Genomic DNA, 13,799 nt, shown 5'->3' with positions numbered 1-13,799 from the left:
TCCTTGGCCCGGCGTCACCCTGCCGGCAGTAAATGCGCTGCTACCGGTGAGCCGGTCTGAAGGTTGATAACCCCCGTTCCTGTAGACCGCGCCGAAGGCGCAAGGGAAGGGGGAGCCACGCAGTGGGGGAAACCGTAGGTTTGCCCAAGGGGTGCGAGTCCGGCAAGGAGCGCAGCGACGCAGAGAGAGGGGACGGCACGTCCCCTGCGGATTGGGGTCAACAAGCGCGTAGCGCGTTACCCCCGCTTGCGGGGGCTGAAATTTGTCGTGCTGGGGTACACAAGCGCGTAGCGCGGCATACCCCGCTTGCGGGGTCATTTTTTGATGCCCGCGCCACGCAGACGGTTCTTCGAAGTGGGGATTTACGTTAAAGATTTTAAAAGAGTTAAAGAACGCGCGCGTGTTACGCCTGTGGATAACCTTCAAAATCTCCTATGACGGTAACTTTCTGCGCGTCAATGAAACCACGAAGTGAGCGTCAATGAAACCACGATACTATCCACAGGAAACCGTCAATGAAACCACGATACTATTCACAGGCGTCAATGAAACCACGATGCCATTCCTAGCAAGCCGTCAATGAAACCACGAACGTAAGACAACTCTACATATTTCCTGGGAGCTTGCTCTTACCATATCCGACTGCTGCCAACAGCTTCTTGGTGTCTCGTATGTAGAAAGTGACCTGATCATTTTCACGGTTGTAGATCATGCGATATTCTGGAAGAATATCGGCTGAAGCAATTCCGATCGCTTGACTTCGAAATGATCGAATATGGCTATGTGCGCCGCATTTTTCACGTAATAGCTCAAGTCCGATTGACCATGAAGCCTGCTTGCCGCAATGTTTACGCGCCAACTCGTAAAGGCGCCGCTCAAGGGGCTTACGAAGTCGGAAGTAGTTGCGGTGAATGGTTAATACTTCTTGTGCTTGAACCGCATTAAAAAGCCAGTCGGACATGGTAACTTCGACTGCAATCATGCGTTCGTTATCTGGTGACTTTTCAATAATTTTCCATTTATCAATAAGACCGAAGCCTTCGCGTACTCGCGTGCCACCCGTTCTGATATCGGTTGTTATTGAAGTGCCACGTAAACGCTCAAAGGCTTCACTTAGCCGGTAGTATTCATTGCCGCTGGTTGTCTTGTTCGTAGTCGTCAGGAAGTCATACACGACAAAGCGTACGACCTTATTTTTTGCATCTTGTCGCCCACAGTTAATTGCTTCTGTCATCTGTGACACGATAAAGATTAAGACATCCTTATCATGTTGCGTTGCCCGGCCTTTTACGCTTGGCGTGACCGTCAAAGTCTTGTTCCCGTCTTTGCTTTTCCAATGCCAGACGTTTAAATCTGGCTTAGTCGACAGTGTGAAAATCGGTGCTTCCATGCTTACACCGTCGTCTTTCATGGCGTAGTCGAACATGTCGCACAAGAAAAAATCTCGCTCGACGTGACGGACCGGCAATAACTTAGAACGCTCGCGTTTTATGTTTGTCGTCTCTATATCCACGCTGGTGCTGGCTAACGCCGGCAGCATGTTGTTGTCCGTCGGCACCGGCGTAGGCATCAATTCGTCGGGCCTAGTGGTGAGCTGTGTGCTATTACCAGCATCGAATAGCTCAGGCTGCTCGGCACGACGTTCCGCAGCCTTGGCTTGCCTGCTCGCAGACAAGCGAGCAATAGCGTCATTGAGTGCTTTAGTTGACTTCATTTTTACTCATTTGAGTATGTCTTCATTGCCTCAAGAATCAACTCGGTCATAGTTTTTTCTCGCTTTAGCGCCGCTGCTTTCCACTTATTGCGCAGTGACTTCCCCACGTTCAGATTGATGCGCACCTGCTCTTCTTCCATCAGCACGGATACCGCCGGGAGATCACGGACACTGCTTAATGATTTGCTTTTTAAAGACATGATTTCCTCTCCAGCTCGTCTACCAATAGATCAATTTCGGCCCTGCCTGTCCGATCAGCGGTATCGTAAATACTAAGCCCGTCGGTTAGTGCTTGGGCGAACGCAACACGGTTGCCAATCGTCGTTTCTAGCTGTTCGATGCCGTATTCGTTCCAGTCTCCAGCCAAAACCTCCCTGGATAAGTTCGTAGAGCCGGAGACGCGATTCGCTAGAAATGCCGCAATGATCTTGCCACCCACATCGATTTTCTGTTGGATGAGGCGCACGGCTGCGGCCGATGCCCAAATGTCCGCGCCTGACGGCTGGATGACGATCAATGCAGCATCCGCAAAACGGATAACCGAAGCGGTCATTTTCTCGGCCTTGGCCGGCGTGTCAATGATCGCAATGTCAGCATCGATGTTTTTTAACGAGGCAAGCATTTCTGGCCGGTCGAGCGCGATCACGTTGGGAAGATTGGCATTTTCAGGACTGGCAGAGCGCCAGTCGCGAGTAGTTCCCTGGGGGTCCGCATCGACCAAAATCACACGCCTCCCCTGTCTGTGCAGGCAAACCGCGATGTTCTGGCTTAGTGTTGATTTGCCGGTACCGCCTTTTTCGTTCAAAAGTGCAATTATCTTCATATACTCATTACCTCACATAATTATATGAGTATATGAAGATTTGATGATTATTACAAACCATTTTTCTGGATTTTTAACACCCCCGTATTCGTCTGCTCTTCCGATCCAAATTAGTGCTACAGAACACGCACAACGAAGATGCACCCGCAACGGGCCGCTGTCGACCGAGGCAGTGTGAAGACGCAGATTCGACAGCGATTCTCAAATTTGAGTAATATCGCTACCCGCAATCCTGCCGCGGTGGCAGACCTGTATCTGAGGCCCAGGGAACAGCGGAACAGCCAACCGCCTTAGTCTGTGGCATCACCATTGACGGTCCGTACCATCCATGCGTGCTTCGCTTTCCGAGAAGCAGTGGCGGTCGTCCGCGTGACTGGCGATGTCGGTCATCAACTCATTCACAGTTTCATCCAGCTCTTCGTCGCTGTCGTAAGACACCTTCAGCTCGTACTCACCGTCCGGCCGCCGATGGGCGCCGTACTCACCCAGGTAAAAATTCTCAATGTGCTCGATCGTGCGCTTTTTTCCGCGCACGAACTTACTGTTGTTCTCGATTCGCAGAGACAGCAGGATGGTGGCGATCCTGGGCGCGCCGGCGTCAACATCATCCTGTCCGGTCGTGTTGGACGCCTTCCCCGCTGACTTTTCGTAGGTGCTGATGGCGACACCGCGATGCCGGAGGTAGCTGTATAGCGTGCTCTTGGAGACGTGCAGCTTCTGTGCGATGGCGGCAACAGGCAACGTCCGCTCACGGTACAGTGTCTCGGCCACCATCGCCGTCGCCTCGGCGTGTGGCGTCAGACCCTTCGGTCGCCCACCCACCCGGCCGCGCGCCCGCGCGGCCGACAGTCCCGCCTGGGTGCGCTCTCGGATCAATTCGCGCTCAAATTCGGCCAGCGACGCAAACAGATTGAACACGAACCGCCCCTGCGCGCTGGTGGTGTCAATGGGGTCGTTGAGACTCAGCAGGCCGACCTTGCGCTCGATCAGACTGCCTACCAGCTCAACCAGGTGCCGCAGCGAGCGTCCCATGCGATCCAGCTTCCAGATCACCAGCACGTCGCCGGCGCGCAATTGCCCCAGCAGTTCATCCAGTGCCGGGCGCACGGTTTGCGCACCGCTGGCCACATCCTGGTAAATGCGTTCGCAGCCGGCGGCCTTGAGCGCGTCGACCTGCAAGGACAAGTTCTGCTCACGCGTGGAGACGCGTGCATAGCCGATCTTCATTTTAAAGTTTCGCCTTACTCGTTGAGTTCAGACCAGATCAAACTTTGATTAGGTAGACCGCTATTATGAACCCGTTACGATAGCGAAAGCATGCGATGTCCGGTGCTGTCTGGAGTTTCATAAAACGTTCGTTTTGTCGAACCATTGAAAGAGCAATGCCGACCGAGTTCGACCATCTGCACGTGCACGGCAAGGGCGACAAGATCCGGTAAGCGCCACTGCACCCGGCCACGGTCGACCATATCGATGCGTTTGCAGGCGGCGGGTCACGCAATGGACCGCACCGGAGCCCTGTTTCGACCCGTCAAAAATAATACGCACGCTAATCCGCGCGCGTCGATCACGCCGGATGCTGTTTATAAAATGCTGATTGGATATGCCAAGGTCGTGAAGATCGAGGTGGCCGGATTTGGGCCGCATGCGCTGCGCGCCACTGCCGAGGTGCGAGCCGCGCCCAAGCCATTCTTTACGAATGGCGGGCTTACGCCATTAAAAACTGGATATAGCTACCATCACCTACAACAGTCTATTTTCTACGCCAGTTAGATGCTCGGAACATGATCCAGTAAATACCCTGCTGGATACGTACCTTGATCTTCAGTATCAGGGGAATACCAGAAAGAGCCTTGATAGCGGCACAGTCAACCATCGCCGCATCATAATTGCCAAGTGTGCAATGCAGCGCAGCCAAATTCATATATGCGACTGCCATTAGCTGGGGAGATAGTCCCAGCAGCTTGATCGCATTAGTGAAATCTGCGACGGCTGCTTCGACGTTACGCCGACGAAGGTAAATTCGTCCCCGATCAATATACGCTCTGCCAACCTGCAGCTGAGGACTACCTGGTGATTCGATAACATGCGTGTAATCGGCAATTCCTGCTCCATAGTTCTTCAGTTTTTCATGCGTGAACGCCCTACTTGCGAATGTAAAAACCTGTAACTCTGCGGAAAGTTTTCGTGATTCAATTGCGCGGGTATAGTCATCAATCGCGTTCTCATAATTCTTACGTTCCCCATGCATTTGACCACGTCTGAATAATGCTTCGGCTACATACCCAGCAGGCGAGCCAAGGAAGTCAATGACACGTGTGTAATCGTTCATCGCGTCTTTGCAATTGTTTAATTTATTGTAAGCACAAGCCCTGCTGACGAGAGCACTCGCCAGCAAATAGGGTGGCATGCCCGAGAGTTCAATAGCATATGTATAGTCGTCAATTTCTGCCTTGGGGGCGTTGATCGCACGATAGCTGTATGCTCTGTGAACGAATGCTAGACCCATCTGCTCTGGAGGACATTCCGGCAATGCAAGAACCTGACTAAAATCGTCAATTGCGGCTTCATAGTTCTTGAGTTGATTAAGGCGTTCTCCTCTTCGAAGAAGAGTCAACGCCGCCTGTTCCCCAGACGCATCCAGAGATCCATTCATGCCAGAGACGCCGTCTGATTCAATGTCATTCATCGGTACTGTCCGTTGTGGCTGGTCAATCTGTCATCTGCTACTCCAGCGCTCATTTTCAAGAAAGAAAAAGCAGCGTGCTGATTGACAATTGAAGTGCGATCACCTGAGCTTTTTTTACAATGCAAGGCACAATCCTATTGTTATGATGAGGGGAATCAATATTGATGGTGGAGGCGGTTTCGGCTTCGGTCCAGGCGGACCGGTAATACCCGGTGGCCGTGGCGTCGGAACAGTTGGCGGAGCAGGGTCAGGGGGAGTATCCGGGGAACCGGTATTGTTACACCACAAAGATAGCGCCAAACATAGGGTATTTCTCCAGTCCTCTCCGAGAGGGTCAATCAGCGAAACCGGATTCCCACCGACATAAGCATAGGTATTAATCCCACCCGCAAGGCCAATCGGATCACTCTCGACATACCTGCCCTGCTGCGGATCATAATCCCGGAAATAATTGTAGTGCAGCCCGCTCTCGCTGTCATACAGCTGCCCTGGAAAGCGCGGGTTGTAGGCAAACGCACCCAGACTCGCCGGATTGCCGTCCGGCGGCAGCATGCCGAACGGGTCGGCCGCATCCCAGCGCCACACCATCTGGTTGTCGGTCGCACGCGTGATCACGCGCGGCGTGGCAATCTGGTCGGTGAAGACATAGTACAACTGGGTGGTCGTGACGGCCGTGGCGCCGCTGCCGGTCACGGTTTGCTTGAGGACCGCCACTGGCATGTCGCCCAGATAGACGGTTTCCTGCACCACGTTGCCGCTCGCATCGTACTCGCCCAGCAGGTGGCCGGCGGCGTCGTAGACGTACTGCTGTTTGCCGGTCGGCACCAATGTGCTGGCGCCACTTTTCAGGACCCGCTCCCCGTTGCCGTTGTACAGATAGCTGACCGCGACGCCGCCGACGGTGGTGCTGCTGCGCCGCCCGCGTGCGCTGAACACGTGTGTGAGGCGGCCGTCGGCGGTCAGGTTGCCGGCCGCGTCGAAGGTATCGGTCCTGGCCGGCGCCGGGCCGCTGGTGGCAGTCAACCGGTTGCTGGTGGCAGCAATCGTGTTGTTGTAGGCGCTGCTGCCGAAGATGACGGCGGTGCGGTTGCCGTTGGCGTCGTAGCTGAAGCTCTGGTTGCTCGGGCCGACCACGCTGGTGAGGCGGCCGAGGTCGTCGTAGCCGAAGTTCTGGTTGTAATTGGCCGGGGCAAAGGTGCCCGTACCGGTGCCGGTGTGGCTGCTGGCGGTGACGCGGCTGGCCGCGTCCCAGGTCAGCGTACGCACCAGGCCCTTGGCAGCAGCATTCCCGAGCGGGAAGCTGACCAGGCGGCCATCGACATCGACGCTGCGCACGTAGCCGGTAGTGTTGCCCCAGGTCCAGGACAGTGGTGCGCCGAACGGGTGGTAGCCGATGTTGCTCAACAGCGGCGTGACCGTGCCGCCGGTGCCGCCACCGGTGGCTGCCGTCGGCGTCACCGTCAGGGCGCTGATGCGCCCTGCACTGTCGTAGGCATACGTGATGCGGTTGCCGCTCGGATAGGTCAGGCTTTGCAGCTTGCCTGTCAGCGCGCCACTGCTGCCCCAGCTGTTGGTGACGGTGAAGGTGCGCGCCGAGGCGGTGATCGTTTGCGCCTTGGCCAGCAGGCGGCCAAAGCCGTCGTAGCTGTAGCTGGTGCTGCCGGACTCGTCGGTCATTTTGGTCAGATGGCCGATCGCGTTGGGCGCGCCGGTTGTACCGCCGTCATACTCGAAACTGCTGGCGGTGCCGCTGGTGTAGGCAATCTTGGTGACGCGGTTCAACACGTCGCGGCTGAGGGTGCTGGACTTGGCGCGCGCATCCTTGTCGATCGTCAGGTTGCCGGCCGCGTCGAAGGTGCGGGTGGCGGTGCCGGTGTCGGGCGAGACCTGACTGGTCTGGTTACCTAACCCGTCATTGGTGTAGCTGGTCACCAGCGCGCGCGGGTCGGTGACGCGGTTGAGCTGGTCGCGCCCGTCGTAACCGTAGCCGATGGTCGGCGTCGCACCGCCCGCCTGCGGCGCCGGTTGCACCTGCTGCTGCAGCCGGTTCAGGGCGTCGTAGCCCAACGTGGTGACTGCGCCGCGCGGGTCGGTCACCTGGATGCGGTTGCCGTTGGCGTCGTACTGGTAGCTGGTGGTGGTGTTTTGCACCGCCTGCGCAGCGGCCGTGCCGGCGGCGGTCGCCAATACCGTGGCCAGTAGCGTGGCCATCAGCCCGGCAGGTAGCGTGACCGGCATCATCGCGCGCGTCATTGCACACCGCCGGTGACTTGCTGCAGGCGGTTCAACGCATCGTAGCTGCGACTGGTCTGGCGCGCCAAGACTCCGCCCGGATCGCTGACCGTCTCATTGATGCGGTTGCCGATGTTGTCAAGCGTGTAGGCGATGCGGTTGCCGAGGTTGTCGGTAATGCTGGTCAGGCGATGGGCGTCGTCGTAGCCGTAATGGACCACGCTGGCGTCGGGCAAGGTCACGCCCGTTAGCTGGCCGACGGCGTCATAGGTGTACCGGGTGGCTTCGCTAATGGCGCCGGCTTGCGTGGTCGACGACAGCAACCAGCCGCGCGGCGCGTAGGTCAGCGTGGTGACCGCGCCATTCGGGTCGGTCATCCGGGTCAGCCGGCCGTTCGCATCGTAGCTATTAAACGTGGTGACCTGGCCGGCGGCGTTGGTGCTGCTGGTGAGATTGCCGCTGGCGCTGTCGTAGACATAGGTGGTCCGGTCGACCACGTCGGTGCGCGGGCCGGTGGCCGTCAGCACCTGACCGATGCCGTTGTAGGTCCAGCTCCAAGTGCGCGCGGTGCCGGTTACCGGCGCCGCCAGCCCAAGCGCACCGGTCGCATCGGTGGTGGCCTGCTGCTTGCGGCTGAGCAGGTTGCCGCTGGCGTCGTAGGTCAGCGTGGTCAGCAGCTTCGGTTCGGCGATCTTCAGCGGCAGCCGGTAGCTCGCGTGCCAGCTGGTGGTGATAGTCCTTGCGGCGGATGTGCCGATGGCTTCCACCCGGAAGGTTTCCAGATTACGTGTGGTGTCGTAGGTGTAAGCGGTGGTGATGCCATTAAAATCGGTGCGGCTGGCGACGTTGCCGTTGGTGTCGTAGGTTAGTGCGTTGGTAACGGTGCCCACACCGCCCGGACCCGGTTGTGTGGTGCCGGTCAGGCGCCTGACGCCGACCAGATCGCTGTACTCGTAATAGCGCGGCGTTCCCAGCGGATCGATTTCGTTGGTGCCGTAGCCGTATTGCATGAAGCTGTATTTTTCGACGCCGCCGACATGCTCGGTGCTGGCAGCACGGCCATTGCATTCATAGGTAAAAATCGCAAAGCGCATACCGTTCTCGTCGGTGATTCCCGTCAATGCGTTCGGCAACGGCGCGCCACAGTCGACGCCGTTGTTGACGTAAGCGGCCTCGCCATACTGGTAACTGCGGACCTTCCCGTCCGGGTAGGTGACGCTGACCAGATTGCCGTCGATATCGTAGCTGTAGGTATAGGCCTTGCCGGCCGGGTCGGTCATTGTGGCTAGTTGGCTGTTGGCGTTGTACGTGAAGACCAGGTGACGACCGAAGCGGTCGGCCATGTCGATGAGCAGGTCCGCGCGCGGCGCTGTCGTCGCCGGCGTGGTTGCGTCCGAATACCGGTACGTGATGGCGTCGCGCCCGCCGAGCTGGTTCTTCTGCACCAGCTGGCCGCCACTGTTGTAGACCTCGGTGCTGTTGTCGGCGCGTTGCACGACCAGTTCGATGGCACCGGCGGCATTGGTGCGTTGCGTCAGGCGGTCGTTGACATCGGCACGCGCGGTCGTCGCCGTCGCCGGGCCAGAGAAGACGATCAGGCGACCATCGTCAGTGTGCACCGTGACGTCCGTGCTGTCGGATCCGGTGAAGCCGACGCAGGCGTATTTTTTCCCCCACGGATCGTTGTAGTAGCCGCACAGGCGCTGCGGCACCGGTTGCGGCAGCGCGCCGGACAGGAACTGGTTCAGTGGCGAATAAAACTGTCCGCTGCGGCTCTGGTAGATGCGGGTAAACGCCAAGCCACCGGCTGCGGCCGTGAAGTCGGTTTCTGTCTGCCGCTTCTCCTGCATCCCGGGCAACACCGGGTTACCGCGACACTGGTCCAGACAAGGAGTAATTTCCGGATAGGTCAGGACGCATTCGTCTTTTTCATCAATCGCAAACGCCGGCGTGAGACGTGTCAGGGCAAAATCGTAGGTCATGCCATTGACGGTGACCGGACTGCTGACGCACGTCAGGCTTTGCTGGACTCCAAATCCTGTGTTTGGAAAAGTGTCGCAGCCGTTTATCCCGCAAATGACTACATCAGTCCAGCTCCAGAAAGGCGCTCCATTGATCACAAGGTTGTAGGGCCAAGAGAAGCTGGGATCAATATGCAAGTTAACCGCAGTTTGAGAAGAACCGTTTGCAGTGATGTCAAACACCGTTTTTCCAGCAGCAAACGCGTCACCTGGACTGTCATAGGTTGCGGAAGTCAGCCCGCCATTCGTAAAGAATTGCTTGGGCGCGGCCCGCACCTCGATGTCCTTGGCCTGCGCTGCGCCGACGCAGGCGAGAACCGTTATCCACAATATCAAGTAACGCAATATCTGCGCCAGATGGTGCCGTCGTCGCATGATGTCGCCGCACGCGACGGTCCGTGCGTTGGCGTTGAGTTGTTGCATTGCCGATCTCCCTGGTCGTAGCGCGCACGTGGGTGCTGCCGACTGCTGTTGTTTGTTTTTTTGATGTGTGTGCACGCTGAATGCACCGCCCTGAAGACTAATGCAAAACGTACAACAAAAACATCACGGGCCCGTTACTTTTCAGGAAATATTTGCAAGGGAGAAAAACTGACGTGCCGACACCACAGCGGCAGAACCGTGCGGATGTTTTTAATGCATCGGGGAGATGCTGACGGTCGGTCACAGATTTTGTTCTGGAGGACGAATCGTTGACGCACGACGGCCATCTAAAATCCTTAGTCAGGTAGCGACGATCTCAGTGAACGCGCCGCCGCGCCCGACAGAAATGGCGCGCAAGGCGAGTAGCTCGTCACGAGCTCGGGATGTTCCTGGCGTCTCCATCCCACAGACAGTAATCGACGATATCGCGCACTTCTTCAAAGCTGCCGGTCCTCAAAATTCTTCATCGGTCTTCATGTCGGTTTCCATTTTCATCTGCCTCCAGGACTCGGACCTCTCCCGGTTTTAGATGCGCGTTCATTGGCGAGTGCCTGGGCTTGATCATATTCCCGCTTCAACTTGGCATTCTCTGGCGTGGCCACAAATTTTGATTGCATCATCGTCATGTCATTGACCCGCTCCGGTTTCGTCCACTTCATCTCGATGGCCCGCTTCAGCAGTGCCTCAACGTCGATGGCTTGCATTTTCGCTATCATCTGAACCGCGATTTCACGCGCGCGATCAAGCACTTTCGTGACCGCCTCGGGAAGCCGGTACACGTGACTCGGCTGCCTCCACGCCGACTCTCCGCGCTGGGTGCGCAGCGCTATTTCTTCGACCTCTTTGATGTCTTGCTTGATTTGCAGACGGCGGTTCTCGCTGCGATCATTGGCGCTATTCGCCTCCCGCATTTCCGGCGACAGCGCCACGGCGTTGTCAACTTGCCGACGCTCTAACTGCGCGTCTTTGCGCAACTGCTGCGCGCTCGCCTCCAGCGCATCAGCATTGTTGAGCATTCGCTTGAGCTTGCCCATTGACGCCACGTCATCGAGCGTCTTCTGCGCACGGGCGTCCATATCATCTGCATTGGCCAGGCGCCGCTGATACACCGGCTGCTCGACGACTTCCATCCCGAGTAGCGCGATACTGACCGGCGGCGCCACCCGGATTGCCTGCAATTCCGCGATCCGCTCGGCCACGGCTTGCTGGATTGCCGCCGCCGGCAGAATGCCTGGCACGGTAGCCAGCGTCTCTGTCGTGACCTCGGCAAGCGCCTGGGGGTAGCGCGTCGCTGGCGCAGCAGCCACCGCAGCGGCCTCCATCTCCTTGCGCTTGTCCGATTCAGCCTGTGCCGCCAGTGCATCCCTCTGGGCGGCCGCCGCACGCTCGCGCGCCTCAAACCGCGCCACCCGCTCCTGATCCGCCAGCATGGCCTGATGACGTTGCGCTTTGCGCTCGGCGTTCGCCTTGATCGTCGCCTGGTAATGCGCTTCGAGCTCAACCATTTCCTCGGCCATCACCGTATTTTGTGCCGATGTCAGATCCACAATCACATCACCGATCGCCGCTGAGAGTTCGACCTGGACCAGCTGCGCCTCGGCATTCACCTGGCGCGTCTCGACCAGGTGCTCGACTTCGCCTGGCGTGAGTCGCTCGGCCCGGTCCGGGCCGAGATGGCGTTCGGGGATCCGGTCGATGCCCTGCTCTTTCAAACTGCGATGATCGACCCGCACAGCGTGCCCGTGTCGCTCCAGATGTGCGTTTTGCACATCCGCCCACAGCTTGCGCATCGCCAGCAGCTCCACTTTCAACTGGGCCGGATGCTTGCCGCTGTCCTTCCTGGCCCCGCCCCGCCCCGGCATCTTCTGGTCGTACCGTTTGAAATACTGCTCCGGGTCGCGCTCGATCCCATCGACCATCCGTTGCGACTCCATGATGTGCGCGTGCGGCTGTTCTCCGCCATCGATGGAGGCCGCTTTAACGTGCATCGCCCATTGATACGGTTTCAGTGCGCCGATTTGTCGACTGACGAAATCGGCAATCAGAGCGACGTTCTGCGTGTCGGTCAGCTCCCTGGGCAGCGCAAGTTCATACTCTTTGTACACCGAACCATTTTTGCGCTCGAAGCTGTCCGATGCCTTCCAGAATTCGGACGGATTGTCCACCGCCCAGGCGGGCATGTTGCCCGATCCAACTGCGGCCAGATCCTCATAGCGATCGTAACCAGAATATTGACCCTCACGGCCAATGTACTGGGAATGCTTGAAGCCTTTGCCCTTCTTGCCGATCTTCGCGCTGGCGTGAAATGAGGCCATGATTTTTGCCTTTGATGCTGTTTTTGAAGGTGTTGTTGATTTGAGCACACGTTTCACGAAGTGAAACGTATAAGTGCGCATCACTGTACTTCTGTGATGATTTACATCCGACAGCCGATAATTTTGCACGCACTTGCTTCGCTCTTTGACAATGCCGTAAAGCAACATTATACTCCATCGCTACCACAATAGGAGCAACAATGGAACCGAGCCAAGCCAATCGCGTGCAGGAAGCGGCAACACCGACGCCAGTAAAAGCGAAGAAGGATGCCGAATGGATGGCCGCGAAGCTGGCCTATATCCGGGGACTGAAGTCGCCCAGTGCACAGCAAAAATTGTTCGACGCACTCGCGCAAATCAAAAATCGGAATGCACTCCAGGTGCGCCAGTTTGCCGCGCTGGTAAAAGCGGAGAAATTGGAAGATCGTGCCGCAGACATTCGCAGAAAAGGCGAACAGCTGCTGACAGAAAAAGAAGATGCCGAGCGGGCCCGCAAGGCGCGCACGCGTCAGCTTGTCGCCCTTGGCGGCTTGATCGCCAAGGCCGGCATCGATGCGTGGCCTACGGATCGACTGCTCGGACTGTTCATGGCCGCAGCGCGTGGAACGGACGAACAAAAGGCGCGCTGGTCCACCGAAGGCGCGCAAGCCCTTGCCTCATTGGCAAAAAAATAACGCGGCCTATTTCGGCAAGGCCAGATGGATTTTGATGGCATCCTCAACGGCCAGCATGTCCATTTTAGATAACGCGCCGAGCTGACTTTTCAGGCGCGCCTTGTCAGCCGCCATGATCTGGTCGGCCATCGCCTTCCCCGGCTTTCCAGCCACCTCAACCAGGGCTTCGCCAGGATACTGGCGACCGGTGTTGCTGGTAATTGGCACCACCACCACCCGGGCCAGATTGCGGTTCGCCGCATCGTTGCTGACAATCACCGCCGGCCGGGTCTTGCGCATCTCGCTTCCGACCGCCGGATCGAACTCGACCCACCAAAGTTCACCGCGCCTCATCAGCCATGTCTTTCGCCAAGGCGTTGATCCAAACCGCCGCGTCGGCTTCGCGCGCCTGGTCGGCGGCCATCGCCCGGTAGCCGTCATCGAGGGACGTATCCACTACATGTGGCCGCAGCAAGTCCTCAATGAACTGGCTCATGCGGCGCTTGCCTATCGTCCGGTACAAGCCGTCGTACACCGCTTCATCGAGGGTGATCGTCATCCGTTTGTGCATTGCAATCTCCTGAATACGTTATGCGTATAACGTATCCTATCATCAAACCGGAGACACTGGCATTTCGGCCGGGTTGGCCGCGAAACTCAGATGCTGGCCAAAAAGTCGAAAACGCCGTTGTAAGGCGTTTTTTCGGTGCGCTTGCTACACAGGTACTGCTTGACCCATAGAAAGCCAGCCAGAGTCCGTTTTGACCACGATGATGCATTCCTGGGAGCACCTTCCCACCGACCTTTAAAAAAACTTTGCACAATGAGCACATCTCCTTGGCCCGGCGTCACCCTGCCGGCAGTAAATGCGCTGCTACCGGTGAGCCGGTCTGAAGGTTGATAACCCCCGTTCCTGTAGACCGCGCCGA

At 57.6% G+C, this 13,799-nt stretch carries 13 protein-coding genes; 2 read left to right on the top strand and 11 right to left on the bottom strand.

Features of this window, described 5'->3' with window-relative positions; translation table 11 throughout:
* Window positions 1-604: 604 nt before the first annotated feature.
* The 4 genes from RCH09_RS18670 to RCH09_RS18655 all read right to left on the bottom strand — a co-directional run bounded on the left by RCH09_RS18670 (window position 605) and on the right by RCH09_RS18655 (window position 3,764).
* Window positions 605-1,714 (bottom strand): replication initiator protein A, encoded by a 1,110-nt coding sequence (locus tag RCH09_RS18670; protein ID WP_326942657.1) that lies wholly within the window; start codon window positions 1,712-1,714, stop codon window positions 605-607.
* Between the two features lie 2 nt (window positions 1,715-1,716).
* Window positions 1,717-1,914 (bottom strand): hypothetical protein, encoded by a 198-nt coding sequence (locus RCH09_RS18665; protein ID WP_326942656.1) that lies wholly within the window; start codon window positions 1,912-1,914, stop codon window positions 1,717-1,719.
* Window positions 1,905-2,537: a ParA family partition ATPase gene (parA, locus tag RCH09_RS18660; protein ID WP_326942655.1), complete on the bottom strand. Its 633-nt coding sequence runs from the start codon at window positions 2,535-2,537 to the stop codon at window positions 1,905-1,907. Before parA ends, RCH09_RS18665 begins: the two co-directional genes overlap by 10 nt.
* Before the next feature lie 303 nt (window positions 2,538-2,840).
* Complete coding sequence (locus tag RCH09_RS18655; protein ID WP_326942654.1) at window positions 2,841-3,764, bottom strand: recombinase family protein; 924 nt, start codon at window positions 3,762-3,764, stop codon at window positions 2,841-2,843.
* Between the two features lie 273 nt (window positions 3,765-4,037).
* On the opposite strand from RCH09_RS18655, the gene RCH09_RS18650 reads away from it, so the two are divergent.
* A complete protein-coding gene (locus tag RCH09_RS18650; protein WP_326942653.1) occupies window positions 4,038-4,310 on the top strand; it encodes a hypothetical protein in 273 nt (90 codons plus the stop codon).
* Here the strand turns inward: RCH09_RS18650 and RCH09_RS18645 are convergent.
* From RCH09_RS18645 to RCH09_RS18630, 4 genes are all read right to left on the bottom strand, one after another.
* Complete coding sequence (locus RCH09_RS18645; protein WP_326942652.1) at window positions 4,291-5,226, bottom strand: tetratricopeptide repeat protein; 936 nt, start codon at window positions 5,224-5,226, stop codon at window positions 4,291-4,293. The two genes, RCH09_RS18650 and RCH09_RS18645, sit on opposite strands and share 20 nt — an antisense overlap.
* Before the next feature lie 114 nt (window positions 5,227-5,340).
* Entirely contained in the window at window positions 5,341-7,479 is a 2,139-nt protein-coding gene (locus RCH09_RS18640) for an RHS repeat-associated core domain-containing protein (RefSeq protein ID WP_326942651.1), read from the bottom strand.
* A complete protein-coding gene (locus RCH09_RS18635; protein WP_326942650.1) occupies window positions 7,476-9,440 on the bottom strand; it encodes an RHS repeat protein in 1,965 nt (654 codons plus the stop codon). The genes RCH09_RS18640 and RCH09_RS18635 overlap by 4 nt, the downstream gene beginning before the upstream one ends.
* Window positions 9,441-10,393: 953 nt before the next feature.
* Window positions 10,394-12,385, bottom strand: coding sequence for a MobA/MobL family protein (locus tag RCH09_RS18630; protein WP_326942649.1), 1,992 nt, complete (start codon window positions 12,383-12,385; stop codon window positions 10,394-10,396).
* A gap of 56 nt (window positions 12,386-12,441) precedes the next feature.
* On the opposite strand from RCH09_RS18630, the gene RCH09_RS18625 reads away from it, so the two are divergent.
* Window positions 12,442-12,891: a conjugal transfer protein TraD gene (locus RCH09_RS18625; RefSeq protein ID WP_326942648.1), complete on the top strand. Its 450-nt coding sequence runs from the start codon at window positions 12,442-12,444 to the stop codon at window positions 12,889-12,891.
* Between the two features lie 6 nt (window positions 12,892-12,897).
* Here the strand turns inward: RCH09_RS18625 and RCH09_RS18620 are convergent, their stop codons facing one another.
* From RCH09_RS18620 to RCH09_RS18610, 3 genes are all read right to left on the bottom strand, one after another.
* Complete coding sequence (locus RCH09_RS18620; RefSeq protein WP_326942647.1) at window positions 12,898-13,224, bottom strand: type II toxin-antitoxin system PemK/MazF family toxin; 327 nt, start codon at window positions 13,222-13,224, stop codon at window positions 12,898-12,900.
* Window positions 13,211-13,429 carry an addiction module antitoxin gene (locus tag RCH09_RS18615; RefSeq protein ID WP_326942646.1) on the bottom strand — a complete coding sequence of 73 codons (219 nt, stop codon included), beginning with the start codon at window positions 13,427-13,429 and terminating at the stop codon, window positions 13,211-13,213. Before RCH09_RS18615 ends, RCH09_RS18620 begins: the two co-directional genes overlap by 14 nt.
* A gap of 98 nt (window positions 13,430-13,527) precedes the next feature.
* Window positions 13,528-13,799, bottom strand: a 272-nt coding sequence (locus RCH09_RS18610; RefSeq protein ID WP_326942645.1) for a hypothetical protein, incomplete at its 5' end; no start/stop codon positions are given.

The sequence above is a fragment of the Actimicrobium sp. GrIS 1.19 genome, from assembly GCF_035984655.1.
In the GTDB taxonomy this organism is placed as follows: Bacteria; Pseudomonadota; Gammaproteobacteria; order Burkholderiales; family Burkholderiaceae_D; genus Actimicrobium.
The sequence above is the reverse complement of the archived record's forward strand: the minus strand, read 5'-3'. Positions and strand labels throughout refer to the sequence as shown.

Coding starts and splice junctions, on each gene's coding strand:
- RCH09_RS18630 (WP_326942649.1), bottom strand. CDS start 12,385: ATGTTGCTTTACGGCATTGTCAAAGAGCGAAGCAAGTGCGTGCAAAAT.
- RCH09_RS18615 (WP_326942646.1), bottom strand. CDS start 13,429: ATGACGATCACCCTCGATGAAGCGGTGTACGACGGCTTGTACCGGACG.
- RCH09_RS18670 (WP_326942657.1), bottom strand. CDS start 1,714: ATGAAGTCAACTAAAGCACTCAATGACGCTATTGCTCGCTTGTCTGCG.
- RCH09_RS18620 (WP_326942647.1), bottom strand. CDS start 13,224: ATGAGGCGCGGTGAACTTTGGTGGGTCGAGTTCGATCCGGCGGTCGGA.
- RCH09_RS18640 (WP_326942651.1), bottom strand. CDS start 7,479: ATGACGCGCGCGATGATGCCGGTCACGCTACCTGCCGGGCTGATGGCC.
- parA (WP_326942655.1), bottom strand. CDS start 2,537: ATGAAGATAATTGCACTTTTGAACGAAAAAGGCGGTACCGGCAAATCA.
- RCH09_RS18645 (WP_326942652.1), bottom strand. CDS start 5,226: ATGAATGACATTGAATCAGACGGCGTCTCTGGCATGAATGGATCTCTG.
- RCH09_RS18665 (WP_326942656.1), bottom strand. CDS start 1,914: ATGTCTTTAAAAAGCAAATCATTAAGCAGTGTCCGTGATCTCCCGGCG.
- RCH09_RS18655 (WP_326942654.1), bottom strand. CDS start 3,764: ATGAAGATCGGCTATGCACGCGTCTCCACGCGTGAGCAGAACTTGTCC.
- RCH09_RS18635 (WP_326942650.1), bottom strand. CDS start 9,440: ATGACCTACGATTTTGCCCTGACACGTCTCACGCCGGCGTTTGCGATT.
- RCH09_RS18650 (WP_326942653.1), top strand. CDS start 4,038: ATGGACCGCACCGGAGCCCTGTTTCGACCCGTCAAAAATAATACGCAC.